A 19274-nucleotide genomic window follows, 5' to 3' on the forward strand; every position below is an offset into this window, starting at 1 on the left:
GGCTTTCAATGGCAATAATTTCCAATTGTTAACTTTTCCTGCTGCAACTGCGGCAGCGATGAAAGGATGGCGCGATGGCCCTGGCACACGAGCAGCATCTGGCAGACACCTGGCAAACGGGCGGCTTGAAGCCGCGCGCCTGCGACTGCGGCGGCACCGTCTTCACCATCCTGCACCAGCGGGTGATGGCGGACATGCGGCGCCGGCAATTTCTCGGCGGCACGGCTGCCATGCTGGCACCGTTCATCGGCCTAGGCCTGTCCACCAGCAATGCCATCGCCCAGCAGCCGCAAGCATCCGAACGCCCTCTGTTGCTGACCAATCTGCGCCTGTTCGACGGCACGGGCAAGGCGCCCCGCGCAGGCATCCACGTGCTGGTGACGGGGGCGACCATCACTGCCCTGCTGCCGGCCGGCGAGAAAGTCGAGGGCGCGCAAGTGATCGATTGCCAGGGCAAGCTGGTCATGCCGGGCCTGATCGACGCCCACTGGCACACCATGCTGGCCGCCATCAACCAGGTGACGGCCATGACGTCCGATGTCGGCTATCTGTACCTGGTGGCGGCGCAGGAAGCGCGGCGCACCCTGCTGCGAGGATTTACGTCCGTGCGCGATCCCGGCGGCCCCGCGTTTGCATTACAACGCGCCATCGATGAAGGCATCGTCGACGGTCCGCGCATCTTCCCGTCGGGCGCCATGATTTCGCAGACCTCGGGCCACGGCGACTTCCGCATGCGTTCCGATATCCCGCGCGCGGCCAACGCGCCGCTGGGCATGGCGGAAACGGCGGGCATGGCCATGATCGCCGATGGCGAGGCGGAAGTGCTGCGCCGCGTGCGCGAGCAGCTGATGCTGGGCGCGACGCAGATCAAGATGATGGCCGGCGGCGGCGTCGCGTCCATGTACGACCCGCTCGACAGCACGCAGTACTCGGAGCGCGAACTGCGCGCCGGCGTGGAAGCGGCCGCCGACTGGGGCACGTATGTGATGACCCACGTCTACACGCCAAAAGGCATACAGCGCGCCATCCGCGCGGGCGTGCGCAGCATCGAGCACGGCCAGCTGGCGGACGACGAATCCGCGCGCATGATGCGCGACACGGGCACGTGGTGGAGCCTGCAGCCTTTCCTGCAAGACGCGGATGCGAATGTGTATCCTGACGCGGCGCGCAAGGCCAGCCAGGCCATCGTCTCGGAAGGCACGGTGAAGGCGTATGCGCTGGCGCAAAAGTACGGCATCAAAACGGGCTGGGGCACGGATATCCTGTTCAACGCGAAAAACACGCCGACCCAGGGCCGCCAGCTGGCCAAGCTCACGCGCTTTTACGATCCCCTGACCTTGCTGGCGCAGGCGACGGGCCGGAATGGCGAATTGCTGGCCCTGTCCGGCCAGCGCGCGCCCTACCCGGGCGCCCTGGGCAAGCTGGCGACAGGCGCCCTGGCCGACTTGCTGGTGGCCGAGGGCGATCCCACGAAAAACCTCGATTTCCTCGCGCATCCCGAGGAAAGCTTGTTCCTGATCATGAAGAACGGGCGCATCTACAAGGACAAATTGAGCGCGCCGCTGGCAGGCTGAGGCTACCGGCGTTGGCAAGCGGGCAAGGCTTGCCGCATAATGCGGGCATGTTCAAACTGACTTTTCTCGGCACGTCTTCCGGCGTGCCCACGCGCCACCGCAACGTCACGTCGCTGGCCCTGCAAACCACGCACAACCGCGACTGGTGGATGATCGATTGCGGCGAAGCCACGCAGCACCGGCTGCAGCGCCTGCCCTTGTCCGTGCACGACCTGGTGGGCATCTGCATCACCCACGTGCATGGCGACCACAGCTATGGGCTGCCGGGCCTGCTGGCCAGCGCCTCCATGACGGGGCGCAAGAAGCCATTGCTGCTGATCGCCCCGGCCGCCATCAAGGCATGGATCGACGCCACCCTGTTGCATACGGAACTGTTCCTGACGTATCCGCTGATCCACATCGACGTGGACAGCGCACCCGTCGTGCATGCAGCAGCGGGCTTGACCGTCTCGCGCCATGCGCTGTCGCACCGCGCACCGAGCGTGGCCTACCGTTTTACGCTGGAAACGAGCAGGTGGAAACTGGACAAGGCCGCCCTGCAGGCGGCGGGCGTGCCGCCCGGCCCGGCCTGGGGACTCTTGCAGGCGGGTCAGGATGCGCTGCTCGACGATGGCATGGTCTTGCACGCCGCCGCGTTCCGCCAGACGGAAACGCAGCGCGCCACCGTGGTGATCGGCGGCGACAACGACACGCCGTCCTTGCTGACGGACGCCTGTGCCGATGCGCAATTGCTCGTGCATGAAGCCACCTACACGGAAGCCATGCTGCAAAAGGTGGGGCCCGGCCCCACGCACAGTTCCGTGCAGCGCGTGGCGCAGTTCGCCGAAGCCGTCCGCTTGCCGAATCTGATCCTCACCCACTTCAGTGCCCGCTATCACAATGCGGACGGCATGGCCGAACTGGAAGCGGAAGCACGGCTGCATTACTCGGGTGAACTGTTCCTCGCGCGCGATTTCGACAGCTATGAACTCGATGCGGCCGGCGTGCTCGGCAAGCTGCCGGGGAAGTCTAGTGGGGATTGACGCCGTATTGCTCCGCATACTCGGCGGCCAGCGCGCGCGCCGCCTGCTGCTGTGAGGGCGTGAGGATTTCCAGCAACTGGTCGCGGTTCTTGATCGATTGCGTGCTGCCCGCCTCGGCCGGCATGGCGATCCACGCATACGCCTGCACGTAATCGAGCTCGACGCCCTGCCCTTGCGCGTACAGCAAGCCGTACTCGTTCTGCGCCGACAGGGAACCGGCCTCGGCCGCCTGCTTGTACCAGAATGCCGCCTCGGCGTAGTCTTGCGGTACATCAATACCCTTGCGGTAAGCCTGCGCCAGATTGAATTGCGACTGGCCATCGCCCGCCTCGGCCGCCTGGCGTCCGTAGGCCAGCGACTGCCGCATATCTTGCGCGACGCCATCGCCGCTCGCATACATCAGGGCCAAATTGGCCAGCGACGGCGGAAAGCCCGCCTGCGCTGCCGCCGTAAACAATTCCACCGCTTTCGGCACGTCTTGCGTCACGCCATGGCCCTGGTAATACAGGCTGGCCAATAAATGCTGTCCCGCGGGATCGCCAGTGCGCGCCGCGGCGTCGAATTGTTTAAATGCCTCGGCATGATTGCCGTCGTTATAAGCGAGAATGCCCGCTTCATTCAAAGATTCGGGAGAAGATGTCATCAGCATTCCTTATGCGGGGATTTTCTGGCATTGTACACAGCACTGTTCCGCACAGAATGCACAATAGAAACCGTGTGGCGCATTGCCCAAATCATGCGTTATGATCATTCTCCACCTGATGCAATCGGGGCATTGTGCCCGAAGAATAACGCCATGAAATTGATTGTTCTGCTTTTATCCCTGATTGCCACGTCGGCTTATGGCGGCACCTTGCACCTGGACAAAGCCGCGACAGGAACAGTGCGGCAAGCGGCCGATATCCGCTATGTCAATCACGATGAAAAACAGACCTACCGGCTGAAAGCCGGCAAGCAGTGGCTCAATGGCAGTTGCAGCAGCAGTGGTACGGGCAATTTGCATGCGCTGCTGCTGGACATGAATTTCGACGGCCATGCCGACCTGTGGGTCACAGGTTATACGGATAGCCAGGGACGCATCCGCTGTTCCGATGTGTGGCTGTGGGATGCGCAAGCAAAACAATACAGTTTCAACAAACCCTTATCGGCGATTCCAAATCTCGATATCAACATCGCCGAGCAAAGAATCGAAGGCGGCATCGCCAATTGCGGCTGCGCGGCGCAATGCTTTTATGAAGACAGCTATAAGTGGCGGGCAAATACATTAATCGCCATCGCCCGGCGCGCACAGGATTGCGAGCGCTACCGGGAATACCGCCTCAATGATAAAAATGACCTGATCATCGTCAAGGATGAAATCATCGATAGCGCCAATCCCGGCCAGCAAGCCATCGAACATACCAAAGCCGTTGACTGGCAGCGCCACGCGCAAACCATGCGCAAATCCTGGGAGTAAATCCTTCACTACCATCCAACAATTCACAACAATTCACGCACACATGACGACACATCCCGCATCGATTACTTTCCATACCGCCCAGGCGGAAGACACCCCGGCCTTCATCGCCTTGCGCGGCAAGACGCGGCAAAATGCCGTTTCACGCGAACGCCTGGCGGAAGTGGGCATCACGGCCGACACCTGGGCCGGGATGATGCGCTCGGGCAGCCTGCCCGGCCAGGTCTGCCATCACGACGGCCAGCTGGTCGGCTACTGCTTTGGCGAGCGCGACACGGGCGAAATCATCGTCCTGGCGCTGCTGCCGGAATTCGAAGGCCTCGGCATCGGCAAGACCTTGCTGGAACTGGTGATGGCCGAGCTGCGCGCGCAGGGCCACCAGCGGCTGTTCCTCGGCTGCTCCAGCGACCCCGCTTCGCGCTCCTACGGCTTCTACCGCTACCTGGGCTGGACCGCGACGGGCGAGACGGACAAGTATGGCGACGACGTGCTGGAGTTTCGCTGGACGGCCTAGCGCCTAGCCAGGCACGCGGCTGGCATCCCACACGCGCAGGATCTGCGTAATGGCGGCGTCAAACACGGCGTAACCCACGCCGTCGCGGGCCTGGATAGACACGCCCGACAAAAAACTGTCGAAGACGGCCGCCAGCGCCGCAGCATCCGTACCCGCCGGCAACTCACCGCCGGCCATGCCCCGCTCGACGCAATGCACGAAACCGGCACGCGTGCGCGTGCGCGAAGCCGTCAGCGGGGCTGCCACGGCCGCACGTTCGGCCGTCGGCGCGCTCATACAGCCGAGCGCCACCATGCAGCCGGGCGGATGTCCCGCATCGGACTGCATGCGGGCCGACTGGCGCAAGGCCAGCTCGATGGCCACGCGCGGCGCCAGGCCATCGTCCCACAAACATTCCGTCACGCGCGCAAACGTGTCCAGATAGCATTGCGCCGCCTCGCGGAACAGCGCTTCCTTCGAGCCGAACGCCGCATAAAAGCTGGGCGCGGAAATGCCGCCGCCCAGGCTCGCCTTGAGCTGGCTCAAGGACGTCGATTCATACCCTTGCTGCCAGAATAAAAACATGGCCTGCTCGACGGCTGCCTGCCGGTCGAACGTGCGCGGCCGTCCCATTTGCGCCATCCACCGCTCCTTCTCGTCTATTCACCACCACTTACATACTACTCGATACAGAAGTCATTGACAACGCGGCGCACCATCACCTATATTTATACCGATCGATATATATGTACCGCCACGACGGTCAGGGCACTCCCGCGCCTGGCCGCCCCGTCACATTTCCAAGGATAGCCGCTTTGAATCACGCCACGCTCACCACCGGAGCCAGCCCCGCGCTGGCCGACCGCCTCCCCGTTTCGGGTTTATTGGCCCTGGCCATGACGGGTTTCATCTGCATCGTCACGGAAACCTTGCCCGCCGGCCTGCTGCCGCAGATCAGCGCGGGGCTCGGCATCAGCGCCGCGCTGGCCGGGCAAATGGTCACGGCCTATGCGCTCGGTTCCCTGCTGGCGGCCATACCGCTGACCATCGCCACGCGCGGCTGGCGCCGCCGCAACGTGCTGCTGCTGACCATCATCGGCTTTCTCGTGTTCAATACCGTCACGGCCCTGTCCTCCCACTACTGGCTGACCCTGGCAGCCCGCTTCTTTGCCGGCATGGCGGCCGGGCTGGCGTGGAGCTTGCTGGCCGGCTACGCGCGGCGCATGGTGGCGCCCCAGCAGCAAGGCCGCGCCCTGGCGCTGGCCATGGTGGGTGCACCCGTCGCCCTGTCCCTGGGCGTGCCGCTGGGCACCTTGCTCGGTTCGCTCGTCGGCTGGCGCGCCGCGTTCTGGATCATTTCCGCGCTGACATTGGTCCTGATCGGGTGGGTGCTGGCGAAAGTGCCGGACTACCCTGGCCAGCGTGCGCATGAGCGCCTGCCCCTGCACCGCGTCTTCACGACGCCGGGCGTGCGCCCCGTGCTGGCCGTCGTCATCGCCTGGATGCTGGCGCACAACATTCTCTACACCTACATCGCCCCGTTCGTGGCGCCAGCCGGATTGACGGGGCGCATCGACCTGGTGCTGCTCGTCTTCGGCGCCGCGGCCATGGCCGGCATCTGGATCACGGGGAAATTGGTCGAGCGCCACCTGCGCGCCACCGTGCTGGCCAGCCTGGCGACCTTTGCCGCCACGGCCCTGGTGCTGGGCGTCGCATCGCACGTTCCTGCCGTCATCTATGTCGGCATGGCCGTCTGGGGCCTGAGCTTTGGCGGCGCAGCAACGCTGTTGCAGACGGCACTGGCCGACACGGCCGGCAGCGGCGCCGACGTGGCCTTGTCGATGAACGTGGTGGCGTGGAATGGCGCGATTGCGGCCGCAGGCGTGGTGGGCGGCGCCCTGCTGGAAACCTGGGGCGCGGACGCTTTCCCGTGGGCCATGGTGGCTTTGCTCATGCTGGCATTCGTGGTCGCCTGGTCGGCCCGCGCGCACGGTTTCCGGCCGGGACGGCGCAGCGGCGGCGCGCCCGTGGCCGGGCATTGAGATTGTCTTATTGCGTTGCCGGCACCGTCACGATGTGGGGCACGTGTCCCGTATGCGCGAGGAAACGGACCAGGGTGGCATGCGACAGCGCCACCGTGGCCGTATTGCGCAGCGGATGGGCTTGTATATGGTCAGCATCCCACACGGCCTGGTCCAGCACCAGTTCTACCGCCTGCGCGCCGTCATGGATCAGCGCAAACAGGCTGACGGAGCCGGGCGTGATGCCCAGGTGCTGCAGCAGGCGCTCGGGCGAAGCCATGCTCAGCTTACTGGCCGGCAATAACCGCCCCAGCGCCGCCAGGTCGATGCGCTTGTCGAAAGGCACGATGACGAGAAAATGCCGCCGGCCCTTGTCATCGCGCACGAACAGGTTTTTCACCATCAGGCCGGGCATGGCGGGCACGTGGATGAGCGCCTCATCGATGGTGTGCACGGCCGGGTGTTCGACCATGGTGTAATCGCCGGCGCTGCTTGCCAGCCAGCGGGACAGTATCTCTTGCATGGGCATTTCCTCAACGCGAGTGCGATGGGAAATTGTAGCGGATCGGGGCGCTGTCACCGCTAAGGTTTTTTCTCCGCCTCGGCTTGATCGGCGGCCGCCAGCCCCCAGTCATTCCAGCCTTCGCCGAACAGCTCGATGGGATGCTGCGTGCGTTCGGAACCATTGCCGCAGCGCATGGCATCCGGCGGACAATACTTGTCGCAACCCCAGCAGATGCGCTCGGGGTTCTTCGGGTTCAGGGGAAAGGGCTTGGCCATGGCGTGGGGATGCAGTCGGTTGAGGTCTCGTTGACGACTCTAGACCTGGCGCGGGGGAACGGTCAAACGAATTTCAGTGAGGAATTTGCTTAGGTCAAGTTTGCGAAGATTGCTGCGGCAGCAGCTTGCATCCTATGTTCACCCAAGAGACCAGCGAACGTCATTCCCTCTCATAACTACTTACCGCATCATTAGCATGACTCTTGATGACCTTCATTATTTTTCCATTGCCTTTATATTTCATTTCAAGAACTCTCAGCTGATTTTGCGCCACCTTGCAGTATTTATGTATGTTCTTGAGGAGATCATCCTGCTGCCGCTTAGGTAGCTCCCCATCAAATTCTCCCGCCAAGTGCTCACATGCTTCTGCGTTATAGATAAACCTGCTGACATCCTTAGGGAGTGGCTCGGCTGAAAAGGCAAAAGGAAGAACAAAGCAAATAGGCACTATCAGAAAAATTTTTCGCATGACTTTCCTTTAATAGCCGTTATTGGACCAGTGTGGCCGGTCGCTTCCAGGCCCGCTGTATTTCTTTACCCCATATGTTGCAGCGACCGCAATAAGTTGCCTGTTCATGCCCGTCCTCGGCAAAGTGGCAATCTTCACCAGATTGCCGCTCGCATCTTTCACCTCAACCGTTCCGCTCCACAGCAAATCCATATCAATTGCCAGACCAGAATTGTGTTGCGAGCGCAGTGCGGGTTTGATGGGTAAATGATTAATCTGCAAGACAATCAACATTGCCTTTGCAGCCTTGACAGATGCGTCAATTTCACCGTGATCCCATTCGATATGCACACCCGCCATTTTCGGGATGTGTTGGGGATCAAGCTGTTTTCTTGCGATTCTCCACGCATAATGCATCAGGTAGGAGCGCTGCGGCGGTCTGTAGGTGGCATTGATTGCAACCCTGATCCCCGCCTCTTTCATTGCATATAGAAAATCTTCCACTGCCAAACGAAAATTTCCCGACAAATCCCTGGTGTTGGTGCTGCCTGGAAATTTTCGCCCCCATTTCTCACCACTGAGTTCGTCGTCCATCTCGCCTCCATCATCAAATGTCCTTAATTTAATGCAAACCTGGAGGGATGGTGTTGACAGAGAACAGGAGGCTTTGGCAGCAATATCAAGTGGCTATAGACGCCTTATCCCGCAGAAACAGATACTTCCAGCACGGTCCGCGCGTAGCAGGCACCACCGTCAGCCGCCTGCGCCTTCATCTCGTCCAGCGCATACACCATCGTCACCGTAGCGCCGGGCACGAACAGCTTGATGTCCTGCTTGCGGTGCGTGTAGATGCTCTCGTTGACTGTCGAGCCATCGGCCAGACGCAAAGTGAAGCTGTTGACTTGATCGCCGCGCCGGCTATCCTGGCCAGCGAAATACGTGCGCTCGATGCAGCCCGTCAACGTTTGCGTCTGGAGGCGGCCGGCTTTGATGCTTTCCCACCACTCGTCGGAGGCGAACAGGCCGTGCCTGCCTTTCAGGCCCATGTGGGGCCTGGAGCTGTCGAGGGTAAGAGCCTGGGTCTTGGCCACGCGAGCGGGGTCTTGTGCCAGGGCTTCGGCGAGGGTGTAGACGGGTCTCATAAAGGCACAAGCGTTCCTGGAAGCGCTCACTTAATGTTTGCGCCGAATGATAAAAGCATTCGCGGCAGGTTCAAAACCGAGCGTCGGATAGTAGGACATGGCATCGGGAGCGGAAAGCAATATCAGGGACACTTCGTCGCCGATGACGGCCTGGGTGCGCTGGACAAGCGCTTTGCCGATACCCATGCCCTGGTATTGCTTGTCTACCGCCAGATCCGAGAGATAACAGCAATACGCATGGTCGGTCAGCGAGCGGGCAAGCCCCACCAGCTGGCCATCCACCCATGCCGACAGTACCAGGCAAGGCACGGCAAACATGCGCGCGATTCGCGGGAGGTTGCTGGTGGGCCGCTTGATGCCGGACTGATCGAAGACGCGAACAACGTCCAGCGGATCAAGGGGAAAGTTATGACGATATTCGACAGTGGTGTTTTTCATTGGTTCACGGATGTAAAGAGATGGCGCATGGGAAACCTCTGCCATGCACCTAGTATAACCAGCGATGATCGAGGCATGCGGACGATACGGCATCGGTGACGGGGCGCCAGGAGTGCGCGCCAGAGGCGCCATGCTGCCAGCGGCCACATCGCCGGCATGCCCGTTCAGTGATTAAAGCACCTCCAATCTGTTAAAATAGTTGAAAATTTTAATGATCCATGAATAACCTGTATTTTTCAGACACAAGGAATGTGTTTAGCAAATGAAAGCCATTATATTCTGCACCAGCTTTATAAAAGATGCACCATCATGGGAAAGCCGGTATCAGCGGTGGCTCGATTACTACGAAAACATTCCAATTAATGCAGTAAAGAAGATAATGATTGACGATGGATCGCCATTTCTTCCGCCTGCCGACATTATCAAGACTGTTTCCCATAGCGCTGCGCTGGCTGCAAATGGCGATAAAAACCTCATCATTCGCTTCGACAACAATCTGGGACGACAAAGCGGGGCTGATTACCCGGGCTGGTGGCGCAGTTTTCTTCACTCTGTCAAGGTGGCCAATGAAATGGGCGTGGATAAAATCATCCATATCGAATCGGATGCCTATATCATGACGCCGCGCCTGGTAAAATTCATCAATGAAATCGAATCAGGCTGGAACGTCCTGTGGTCCCCGCGCTATCGCATGCCAGAAACGGCCATTCAAGTTATCTGCAGAGATCAATTTGCGATTTTTGAGAAATTCAAGGATGACCATCCGGATTATTCTTTTCCGGATATTGCGGAAAGGTTGCTTCCTTTTACAACTGTACATACACAGTTCAAAGGCGACCGTTACAGCGATTTCACGAAAAACAGATGGATATTTCGTTCGAAAAAATTCAACAAAATTCCCATTTTTAAACATGTTTTTTTCTGGGAAACAATCCCGCCCGATGCGGACTTTGTCACGCAAGGCATTCAGCGTCAACAATTCGTGTTCAGGCGCGATGAAGCGGCTTGATATTGTGATGGCCGGGGATATCAAACAGACTTGGCAAGGGTTGTAAATATGCAGCTACCATTACGATGGAATCAACGCGTGTGCGTCGCCCTTGCCGGCGCTCTTTTTCTTGTCGCAGGTATCGCCTCGGCAATCGCTGCCACGCTTGACGAGGATAGAACCCGCGGTGACATACATGGTTTGTTTGAGATCAGGGAGGCCGCAGTCAAGTTCATGGCAGCAGAAAATGCCAAAAACGGCACACAGTGGCAGGTATTGGAGCCGAACCGGAAGATTCTGGTGGCGAAATGCGCGCTACCTTTGCATGTGACATGGGTGCCGAAGAGCCATGGCCTGTCTAGGCCGAATGTTGCTGTGAGTTGCGCCAGGACCGTAAAGCCGACGATACAACATAAATGGGACGTGTTTGTGCCGGTCGATAAGGGGCCACAACGCGCCGCAGCTATTCCGGCAAACTCCTGAGAGTCGCAAAAAGACTGCATTGCCGATAGGCCCCAGACAGCGCAGACCTTAGGTGAGGCTGGGCAGGCGCGTCAGAAGTTCGATACGCTGATGACGCGGACTGATGGCGACTCTCGCCCCATGTCGCTCGGTCACCCTCTTCCGAAACGCTCATGTAACGCACAACTCGTCCCTACCCGAGTCAAGTTCCGTCAGGGACGAGGCTCAAGTACATTGGTGACGGCACTACTCTGCCGTAGTCGGGTCAATGACCGAGATGACTTCCGACACGCGGTTTGCAGGGAAGCCACCTTGCTGGGCATGTTCGCGAACCAGCGCTTCATTTGCAGCGATGTAAACACAGTAGATTTTATCGCCAGTAACATAGCTTTGCAGCCATTGAATTTGTGGCCCCATCTTGTTTAAGACACCGCAGGACTTCTGCGAAATGGCTTGAAGTTCTTGCTCTGACAACTTCCCGGCCCCGGGAATATCACGCTCAATAACGTACTTTGGCATAGCAGTCTCCTTATGAGGTTTCCGGGCGAACACGACACTCGCCGGTTCCATGCGTCACATATGCCGTGACATGTATTCGTTATATACCATGCTGGTGGGTTGGTGTTGCTGGAATTACCATGAAACGTACTAGAGTCTGGTCTGCTATTCAGACACGGGTGACGCATGGCGTGCTATGAGAGCGGGTTCAGTTCAGAAGGCGGTTTCTTTATTTCTTGGTGGAGGCGGCGCAAGCCACACATCACTATTTTATGCCGCATCTACGAGATTATCCCGAAGACGTACCTACTGTGCTACCTACCGTCGAAATCGTCCATCAAGATAAAGTTCTGATCTTTTGCCGCCTCTGACTACAAAAAGTCGGCGCTTCACATCACAAGCTTGATACAGAATGGCTGCCACTGGGTTACTGACCTGACCAAGGCAATATATCCATAACATGTCGCAATCTACGCTGTCTCAGCGATATCTCTAATCTCCTGCATCACATCCTGCATGATATTTCCTTGCTGCAGCACCACCACCCGTTGCGCCATGGCGATGGTTTCCGGGCGGTGCGCAACGATCACTCGTGTCAATTGGATACTTTGTATTGCGGTATTTACCGCTTGTTCATTCCATACGTCCAGATGGCTAGTGGCTTCATCGAGCACCAGCAGTTTCGGTTTTTTATACAGGGCGCGCGCCAGCAAGATGCGCTGTTTCTGGCCGCCGGACAGGCCGCTGCCGATGTCGCCCACCAGGGTATTGAAGGCCATCGGCATGGCGGAGATTTCCGCATGCACGGCGGCCAGCTGCGCGCAGGTCTGGATTTGTTGCTGATCTGGCGAAGGCGCAAAGAAGCTGATATTGTCGGCGATAGAACCGGCGAACAGGGTGTCTTCCTGCATCACCGTGCCCAGTAATTGCCGGTAGTTCGTCATGCCCAGGCTGCCCAGCTGGATGCCGCCGATGAGGATCTCGCCTTCTGTTGGTTCCAGCAAGCCCAGCAGCAATTTCATGAGGGTCGTCTTGCCGCAGCCGGACGGGCCGGTGACGGCGATACACTGCCCGGCGGGAATGTGCAGATTGAGGCCTCTCAATACATAGGGTTCGCTGTCGGCGTAGCGGAAGGCCAGGTTACGGATCTCGATCGATGGCGAGATATCGTCCATCTCCACCTCGACGTCGTTGCCGTCTGCTTCCGCGTCCGTCAGGACGATATCGGCCACGCGCTCGCCATGCAGGCGCAGCATGCGCAATTCAAACAATTTGTCGATCAGGCCGGCCATGCGCTGGCTGAACTGGTCCTTGTAGCTGATGAAGGCAAACAGCATGCCCACCGAAAAACGGTTGTCCAGCACGGCCAGCGCGGCCATCCAGATGACGATCACCCGTTCGGCGCTGAAGAGCAAGGTATTGGCCGTCTGGTAGGACACCGATAACTTGGCGATGCGCAGGTCGGCATTGAACTGGTCGGCCAGCGCATTGGTCCAGCTGGCGCGGCGCTCCGCGGCGCGGCCGAACAGGCGGATACTCTGGATGCCGCACACGGATTCCAGGAAGTGCGTCTGCTGTTTTGCCGCGTGGATGATCTGTTCGGCCGTCGCTTCGCGCATGGCCTTGAACAGGGCCCAGCGCAGCAAGACATACAGCAGCACGGCGATGCAGGCCACGCCCGCCAGCAACGGGCTGTAGAACAGCATCATGCCCAGGGTGGCCAGCACCAGCACGCCATCGATGGCGCCTTCGACGAATTGCGTCGTCAGGCTGCTTTGCATGGTCTGGATGGAGTTGAAGCGCGAGACGATGTCGCCCGTGTGGCGCTTCTCGAAATACGGCAGCGGCAACTTTAAAAGGTGGGCGAAGGCATTCCCCAGCCATTGCAAGTTCAGATTGGTGGCCAGCACCGTGGTGATCCAGGAGCGCACGGCGCCGATGGCCGTCTGCACCAGCACCAGCAGCAGAAAGCCGCAGCCGAGCACCGTGATCAGGTCGCGGTCGGCGCCCAGCAGCGCCTCGTCGACCAGCCACTGCATGTAGAACGGCGCCACCAGCGCGCACACCTGCAAGGCCAGGCCCAGCACCAGCAATTGCAGCAAGCCGCGCTTCAATCCCACCACACGCCCCATCAGCGACAGCAGGGAGAATTGCTGCTTTTCCTCGGCCTTCTTGAACTCGGTGGTGGGCGTCAGTTCCAGCGCCACGCCCGTAAAATGTTTCGCCACTGCGGCCAGCAGCAGGCGGCGCTGGCCCACGGCCGGGTCGTGGATCACGGCATGGCTGCCAGACACGAACTTGAGGACGACAAAATGGTTCAAGTCCCTATGCAGGATGGCGGGCAGCTTCAGTTCGGGCAGATGCTGCATGTCGAGTTTCAAGGGCCGCGTATGCAGGGCCAGCCCCTGCGCCATCGCCATCAGCCCTTTTAAAGTCACGCCTTTCAATGACACGGAAAAGCGCCGGCGCATGCTGGAAATGTCGGTCTGGTGGCCCCAGTAGCTGGCCACCATGCACAAGCAAGCCAGGCCGCATTCGGCCGCTTCCGTTTGCAGCAGGACGGGCAGGCGCTGGCTGCGCCAGAAGGACAGGTGGGCAAGATCAGGCAGGTGCATGAGTATTGTGGAAAATCAATATGGGGCTTACAAGCGACCGGAAATGCTGAACAGGGGTTCGAGCACCCATTCATACAGGCGCCGCTGTTCCAGCAGCACGCTGGCGTCAACGAGCATGCCCGACTTCAGGGGCAGGGTTTCGCCATATGCCTGCACGCTCTGGCGCTGCAAGGTCAAGCGGATGCGGTACAAGGGCTCGCCATTCGTGCCGCTGACGGCGCCCGGCACTGCCAGCTCATCGGGCCGCAGCGAGGTGCTGGCCACTTCGCGCACCAGCGCCGGATACTGGCCGAATTTCTGGTACGGATACGCCTGGTAGCGCAGCAACACCGTCATGCCCGGCTTGATGAAGCCGACCGAGCGCGACGGTGCGTAGATTTCCGCCTCCAACTGGGCGCCGGCCGGCAGCACGGAGGCGAGCACGCTGTTGGCCGCCACGGTCTGCCCCAGTTCGGTGGTGATGGCCGTGACCATGCCGTCCTGCGCCGCGCGCACGAGGATTTCGCGGCGCGCCTCGTTTTCCGTCAGGTCTTGCTCGATGGCGGAGACATTGCGCTGCAAGCCTTCCGTGTCGCGCTGCGCCTGCACCTGCAAGTCGCGCACGTCCGCTTCCGTGGTGGCCAGGTCGCGGCCGCTGGCCGACTTGATGCGTTGCAATTCCGCCAGGCGCTGGTGTTGGTCCAGCAGCTCGGCCTGCTTATCCTGCAGCTGGGCGGATGAGATGTAATGGGTGGCGTGCAGCTCGCCGTAGCGCTGGTAGGATTGTTCCGCCAGGGTAATACGGCGCTGCTGCAGCGCGATCCGGGCGCGAGGGTCAGGTCCGCCATTCGGACACGAACTGATGCGTTGGCCGTCGTTACAGGCTGGCTCAGCTGAAAACCTAATTAGAACCACGAACGCGCGCCCTCGGCGCGCGGGGCTGCCGCGCAGCGGCAGCGGTTGGAGGATTCGGGGCGGGCTGGGCCGGTAGGCCCAGCCCTTCGAATCTCACACGCAGGGCGCGCAGGCGCCCTGCTCGCTTCCGCCAGGCAATAAAAAACCGCCCGAAGGCGGTTTCTTTATTTCCTGGCGGAAGCGGTGAGATTCGAACTCACGAACAGTTTAACCCGTCGCCAGTTTTCAAGACTGGTGCCTTCAACCACTCGGCCACGCTTCCAGATGGCAGCATTATACATAAAGGTCACTGGCTTACCAATGGCTAGTACTGTCGTGGCCTTACTCCCCCAACGGCAAGGGCTGGGGCAGACGCCCTACAGGCCCCAGTTTTCCCGCAGCGCCGTCTCGAACTCCCCCGCCGGCAACGGGCGCGAGAACAGGTAGCCCTGCACTTCGTCGCAGCCTGAACTCTTCAGGAAGGCCAGCTGCTCGGCCGTTTCCACGCCTTCCGCTATCACCTTGTGGTGCAGCTGCTGGGCGATGCTGATGATGGTGCTGGCGATGGCGCAGTCGCTGGCGTCGGTCGGGATGCCGGTGGTGAAGGACCTGTCGATTTTCAGGGTGTCGATGGGGAAGCGCTTGAGGTAGGACAAGCTGGAGTAGCCGGTGCCGAAGTCGTCCAGCGACAGGGCCACGCCCAAGGCCGTGATGCGGTCCATGATGCCGATGACCCTCTCGATGTTGTGCATCAGGGTGCTTTCCGTGATTTCCAGTTCCAGCCAGGCCGCTTCCAGGCCGTAGCGGGCCAGGGTCGCCGCCACCCGTGCGGGCAGGGCTGCCGTGAATTCGCGCGCGGAGACGTTGACGGCCAGGCGGATGGGCGGCAGGCCCGCCTGCTTCCACGCCTGAGCCTGGGCGCAGGCCGCTTCCAAGACCCATTCGCCCACCTGCACCACCAGGCCCGTCGATTCGGCCAGGGGGATGAATTCGGCGGGCGGGATCATGCCGTGCTGCGGGTGGTGCCAGCGCACCAGCGCTTCGGCGCCGATGATGCGCCCGCTGCCCAGCGCGTATTTCGGCTGGTAGTGCAGCAGCAGTTGCTGTTCCGACAGGGCCTGGCGCAAGCCCGTTTCCAGGCGCATGCGTGCCTGCATGCCCAGGTTCATGTCCTGGCTGTAGAAGGCCACGCTTTCCGCTTCGCCGCCGCTGTCCTGCTTGGCGCGGTACATGGCGATGTCGGCCAGGCGCAGCAGGGTTTCCGCGTCCTGCCCGTCCTGCGGATACACGCTGATGCCGATGCTGGCGCCCACGCGCAGGTCGTGGCCTTCGATCAGGAACGGTTCCACCAGCGAAGCGAGCAGCTTTTGCGACACCATGCTGGCCTCGAAATGCTGGCCGATGTCGAACAGGCCGACGGCGAACTCGTCGCCGCCCAGGCGCGCCACCAGGTCCTGGTCGCGCAATGCCTGGCGGAAACGCAAGGACACTTGCCGCAGCAGTTCGTCGCCGATGCGCCGGCCCAGGGTGTCGTTGATCAGCTTAAAACGGTTCAGGTCGATGAACAGCACGCAGCCGAGCATCTTGCTGCGCTGCGCCACGCTGAGCGCCTGGTCGACCAGCTTGGCCAGCAGGGTGCGGTTCGGCAGGCTGGTCAGCGGATCGTAATACGCCAGGTGGTGCAAGCGCTCCTCGGCCAGCTTGCGTTCCGTGATGTCCGTCAGGTAGGCGATGAGTCCGATGGGCTTGCCGTCCATGTCCTGCAGCGGCGACAAGGAGAGGCTGGCCCAGAAGATCTCGCCCGACTTCTTTCGGCGACGCACCTCCATCAGGCGTCCGCCCTGCTCCAGGAAGGCGTCGTGGAAACCCGTATCTTCGTCGTCGTACAGGAACAGGATGTTGCGCCCCACGGCTTCCACCGAGGTGTAGCCGAACAGGCGCTCGGCGCCCTTGTTCCAGCTGGTGATGTAGCCCGTCAAGTCCATCGTCAGCACGGATTCGTGCAACTGGTCGAGGATTTGCGTCTGTTGCGCCAGCAAGGCTTCCACTTGCGCGTAGGCATGGGTCGAGCGTTGCGCCAGCGAATGCACCTGCAGCACGCCAGCCGTCAGCGAAGCCAGGCTGGCCAGGTGGCGGCGGTCCGCATCGTTATACACAGGGCGGCCGGCCACGCTGTAATGGCCGAAACAATGGCCATCAAAACTGATTTCCTGCAGCAAAGCGGGCGTATCGCGGGGAAAAGGCGCGGGCGGCGCTGCTGTCGTGGCGGCCGCGGCGCTGGCCGCGGGCAGGAACTGGCCATGCGGGCTGGCCATCACGGCGCTGGCGATACGGCCCAGCTCGGCCACCAGCGCGGGGCCGCGCAAACGCACGACGGCGTCGCACAGGGCGGCGCTGTCACCGAGGTAATCCGACAACGGCAGCAGGGCCATGCTAGAGGTTCCGGCTGACCTGGATGGCCCACTGGTAAGCCTGCAGCAGGCTGCGCCAATAGGTTTCTCCATCGATGCCGGCACGGCGCAAGCCTTCGGGCGGCGGCGTGGCGCTGTCGACCAGCGCCAGCAAGGTGCCCAGCTCGCCATTGCGTTCAAGCAAGGCGGTACTGACTTCAGGCGCCAGATTCAGGGTCGCGATGATCTCTTCCATCGGCATGCCCAGCAGGACGTCGAGCAGGGAAAACACGCCCGCCATGAAGGCCAGGTCCTGCGCGTCGCGGTCGCCGCCGCGCAACTGGCACAGCGCTTCCATCTGCGCCGCGCGCACGGCCGCCAGCGGCAGCAGCGCGTGGATCTTGCCGTCGTCTTGCTGGCGCGCATACAGCAGTAGTTGCAGCCAGCGCTGCAGCTGGCGCCGGCCCAGCAGGGTGATGGCCTGGCTGAAGCTGGCAATCGGCGCCGTGAAACCGAAGGCGGCGGAATTGACCAGTTTTAATAGATGATAGCTGAGCGATGGATCTTGCTTGAGCGGCACTTCCAGCTCGTGCGCGTCGGCATCGCGGGCCAGCAGGCCCAGCAGCGCCAGCACGCGGCGGCGCGACGTGGCGTCTTCCGGCTCGCTTTGCTGGCGCGCATGGTGCAGGGCGTAATCGCCGGCAAACCAGCTCACGCCGAGTTCTTGCAATTGGGCAATATGCTCCGCGTCGGCGATATTGTAGGCCAGGTGCGGCCCCGGCAAGGGCAGCAACTGATGCAGGGCCGGGCGGGCGCCGGCCGCGTCAAAGCTCAGCGCGCGCGCATCGACCTGCGCCGCCGTCACGGGACCGGCCCCGGCGCCATCGAGCAGGATGCGGTAGCCGGCGTCGCGCCATTGCCGGCATTTTTTCTGCAGCCCTTTGTCGCCGGCAAGATGGGCCGGCAAACGGAAGATGGTGCGTTGCGGCGCCAGTTGCGCCAGCACGGCCTCGTCCACGCCATGCGGGTCGGCCAGGGGAATGATGCAGTCGAGCGGCGCCAGGAAGGCATACGCATCGGCGGCGGCCAGCGCCGCCAGCAGCGGCGCCGTCGAGGCTTGCGGTACATGCAGGGTGACAGCGACCCACTCGTTATGAGCATTGGCCACTGCTTGTAATCCCACCAACGGAAACAGGTTTGATTCAGACGCTGACATCGGTATCTCAGTGTGGGTAGGGCGCCATAGTAAATAAACTGACCAGCATTGGCAACCCTGGCCCGACAGGGATGCCATTTCGACAGCGAGAATCATTCTATCCGAATCTCACCCACGAAACAGTTTAATTTTGGCAATAAATGTTCAAAAAGAACATTCCCCCGCGAGACCCGCCTGTCATGCGGGTTTAATAAAAGCGTGACGCCGCGCGCGCCTTCTCAGGCGCCGCCGCCCTGCGCGTGCTCGACCGCGTATTTGATCAGTTCGGCCTGGCCTTCGATACCGAGCTTGCGCTTGATGTTCAACCGGTGCGTCTCCACCGTGCGCACGCTCAGGTCCAGTGCGCGGGCGATCTGCTTGTTCGCCTGGCCCGCCGCGATGTGCTGCAGCACCTGCTGTTCGCGCGTGGTGAGGAAGGAATCGTGGACTTGCGGGCGCGACAGTTGCCGCGCCAGCGCGGCGCTGTAATAAATGCCGCCGGACATCACCGTCTCGATGGCAAACACAATATCTTTACCGGGAGCATCTTTGAGCACGTAGCCGCGCGCGCCGGCGGCGATGGCTTGCGACACATATTCGAGCTTGTCGTGCATGGACAGAATCAGCACGGCGATCTGCGGAAACGCCTGCTTGAACAGCGCCGTCGCTTCGATGCCGTTCGTGCCACGCATATTGATATCCATCAACACGAGGTCCACCTGGTGCGCGCGCGCCTGGGCCAGCGCTTCATCGGCGCCGCCCGCCTCGGCCACCACGTCGAAATGCGCAACCGCTTCCAGGCGCGCGCGCAAGCCGTCGCGCACGAGGGGGTGGTCGTCCACCAGCAGGATGTTGATTTTCTCGGTCATGGTTGCGTAT

Annotated in this window: 21 protein-coding genes and 1 tRNA gene; 7 read left to right on the forward strand and 15 right to left on the reverse strand. The window is 61.1% G+C overall.

Going from position 1 to position 19274, the window contains the following annotated elements; all coding sequences use genetic code 11:
• The first annotated feature begins 74 nt into the window (after positions 1 to 74).
• On the forward strand, positions 75 to 1574 hold the full coding sequence (locus AC07VH_RS27090) for a metal-dependent hydrolase family protein (RefSeq protein ID WP_494789300.1): 1500 nt from the start codon (positions 75 to 77) through the stop codon (positions 1572 to 1574).
• Between the two features lie 47 nt (positions 1575 to 1621).
• Positions 1622 to 2596, forward strand: coding sequence for a ribonuclease Z (locus AC07VH_RS27095; RefSeq protein ID WP_494789301.1), 975 nt, complete (start codon positions 1622 to 1624; stop codon positions 2594 to 2596).
• Here AC07VH_RS27095 and AC07VH_RS27100 read toward each other — a convergent pair.
• The gene (locus AC07VH_RS27100) at positions 2583 to 3239 is read right to left on the reverse strand and encodes a tetratricopeptide repeat protein (protein ID WP_475415996.1); all 657 of its coding nucleotides are present in this window, start codon (positions 3237 to 3239) and stop codon (positions 2583 to 2585) included. The two genes, AC07VH_RS27095 and AC07VH_RS27100, sit on opposite strands and share 14 nt — an antisense overlap.
• A gap of 30 nt (positions 3240 to 3269) precedes the next feature.
• Between AC07VH_RS27100 and AC07VH_RS27105 the strand changes: the two genes are divergently transcribed.
• Together AC07VH_RS27105 and AC07VH_RS27110 are read left to right on the forward strand one after the other, a co-directional pair.
• Positions 3270 to 4052, forward strand: coding sequence for an XAC2610-related protein (locus tag AC07VH_RS27105; RefSeq protein ID WP_494789302.1), 783 nt, complete (start codon positions 3270 to 3272; stop codon positions 4050 to 4052).
• Between the two features lie 43 nt (positions 4053 to 4095).
• Positions 4096 to 4566 carry a GNAT family N-acetyltransferase gene (locus AC07VH_RS27110; protein WP_494789303.1) on the forward strand — a complete coding sequence of 157 codons (471 nt, stop codon included), beginning with the start codon at positions 4096 to 4098 and terminating at the stop codon, positions 4564 to 4566.
• A gap of 3 nt (positions 4567 to 4569) precedes the next feature.
• Here AC07VH_RS27110 and AC07VH_RS27115 read toward each other — a convergent pair whose 3' ends face one another.
• Positions 4570 to 5187, reverse strand: coding sequence for a TetR/AcrR family transcriptional regulator (locus AC07VH_RS27115; RefSeq protein WP_494789304.1), 618 nt, complete (start codon positions 5185 to 5187; stop codon positions 4570 to 4572).
• 254 nt (positions 5188 to 5441) lie between these two features.
• Between AC07VH_RS27115 and AC07VH_RS27120 the strand changes: the two genes are divergently transcribed.
• Positions 5442 to 6587: an MFS transporter gene (locus AC07VH_RS27120; protein WP_494789321.1), complete on the forward strand. Its 1146-nt coding sequence runs from the start codon at positions 5442 to 5444 to the stop codon at positions 6585 to 6587.
• A gap of 7 nt (positions 6588 to 6594) precedes the next feature.
• Here the strand turns inward: AC07VH_RS27120 and AC07VH_RS27125 are convergent, their stop codons facing one another.
• From AC07VH_RS27125 to AC07VH_RS27150, 6 genes are all read right to left on the reverse strand, one after another.
• Positions 6595 to 7089, reverse strand: coding sequence for a prolyl-tRNA synthetase associated domain-containing protein (locus tag AC07VH_RS27125; protein WP_494789305.1), 495 nt, complete (start codon positions 7087 to 7089; stop codon positions 6595 to 6597).
• Between the two features lie 59 nt (positions 7090 to 7148).
• On the reverse strand, positions 7149 to 7346 hold the full coding sequence (locus tag AC07VH_RS27130) for a DUF3079 domain-containing protein (RefSeq protein ID WP_332862333.1): 198 nt from the start codon (positions 7344 to 7346) through the stop codon (positions 7149 to 7151).
• A gap of 160 nt (positions 7347 to 7506) precedes the next feature.
• Entirely contained in the window at positions 7507 to 7815 is a 309-nt protein-coding gene (locus tag AC07VH_RS27135; protein WP_494789306.1) for a hypothetical protein, read from the reverse strand.
• Between the two features lie 9 nt (positions 7816 to 7824).
• On the reverse strand, positions 7825 to 8388 hold the full coding sequence (locus AC07VH_RS27140; RefSeq protein WP_475416002.1) for a hypothetical protein: 564 nt from the start codon (positions 8386 to 8388) through the stop codon (positions 7825 to 7827).
• 104 nt (positions 8389 to 8492) lie between these two features.
• The gene (locus AC07VH_RS27145; RefSeq protein WP_489628309.1) at positions 8493 to 8936 is read right to left on the reverse strand and encodes an immunity protein RhsI2 family protein; all 444 of its coding nucleotides are present in this window, start codon (positions 8934 to 8936) and stop codon (positions 8493 to 8495) included.
• A 30-nt stretch (positions 8937 to 8966) separates the two neighbouring features.
• Positions 8967 to 9419: a GNAT family N-acetyltransferase gene (locus AC07VH_RS27150; RefSeq protein WP_494789307.1), complete on the reverse strand. Its 453-nt coding sequence runs from the start codon at positions 9417 to 9419 to the stop codon at positions 8967 to 8969.
• Positions 9420 to 9636: 217 nt separating this feature from the next.
• On the opposite strand from AC07VH_RS27150, the gene AC07VH_RS27155 reads away from it, so the two are divergent.
• On the forward strand, positions 9637 to 10383 hold the full coding sequence (locus AC07VH_RS27155) for a hypothetical protein (RefSeq protein ID WP_494789308.1): 747 nt from the start codon (positions 9637 to 9639) through the stop codon (positions 10381 to 10383).
• 48 nt (positions 10384 to 10431) lie between these two features.
• Positions 10432 to 10845 carry a hypothetical protein gene (locus AC07VH_RS27160; RefSeq protein WP_494789309.1) on the forward strand — a complete coding sequence of 138 codons (414 nt, stop codon included), beginning with the start codon at positions 10432 to 10434 and terminating at the stop codon, positions 10843 to 10845.
• 225 nt (positions 10846 to 11070) lie between these two features.
• Here the strand turns inward: AC07VH_RS27160 and AC07VH_RS27165 are convergent, their stop codons facing one another.
• The 7 genes from AC07VH_RS27165 to AC07VH_RS27195 form a co-directional block, all read right to left on the reverse strand.
• Positions 11071 to 11343, reverse strand: a complete 273-nt coding sequence (locus AC07VH_RS27165; protein ID WP_475416007.1) for a DUF4242 domain-containing protein — start codon at positions 11341 to 11343, stop codon at positions 11071 to 11073.
• A gap of 449 nt (positions 11344 to 11792) precedes the next feature.
• Positions 11793 to 13937: a peptidase domain-containing ABC transporter gene (locus AC07VH_RS27170; protein ID WP_494789310.1), complete on the reverse strand. Its 2145-nt coding sequence runs from the start codon at positions 13935 to 13937 to the stop codon at positions 11793 to 11795.
• A 27-nt stretch (positions 13938 to 13964) separates the two neighbouring features.
• The gene (locus tag AC07VH_RS27175; protein WP_494789311.1) at positions 13965 to 14831 is read right to left on the reverse strand and encodes an HlyD family secretion protein; all 867 of its coding nucleotides are present in this window, start codon (positions 14829 to 14831) and stop codon (positions 13965 to 13967) included.
• Between the two features lie 172 nt (positions 14832 to 15003).
• Positions 15004 to 15093 (reverse strand) — tRNA-Ser (locus tag AC07VH_RS27180).
• Positions 15094 to 15187: 94 nt separating this feature from the next.
• Positions 15188 to 17242, reverse strand: a complete 2055-nt coding sequence (locus AC07VH_RS27185; protein ID WP_494789312.1) for a putative bifunctional diguanylate cyclase/phosphodiesterase — start codon at positions 17240 to 17242, stop codon at positions 15188 to 15190.
• 1 nt (position 17243) lies between these two features.
• Positions 17244 to 18368, reverse strand: a complete 1125-nt coding sequence (locus AC07VH_RS27190; RefSeq protein ID WP_494789313.1) for an EAL and HDOD domain-containing protein — start codon at positions 18366 to 18368, stop codon at positions 17244 to 17246.
• 266 nt (positions 18369 to 18634) lie between these two features.
• Complete coding sequence (locus AC07VH_RS27195) at positions 18635 to 19264, reverse strand: response regulator transcription factor (protein ID WP_475414106.1); 630 nt, start codon at positions 19262 to 19264, stop codon at positions 18635 to 18637.
• Positions 19265 to 19274 lie beyond the last annotated feature (10 nt).

This window comes from Janthinobacterium sp. GW821-FHT03C10 (genome assembly GCF_059420865.1).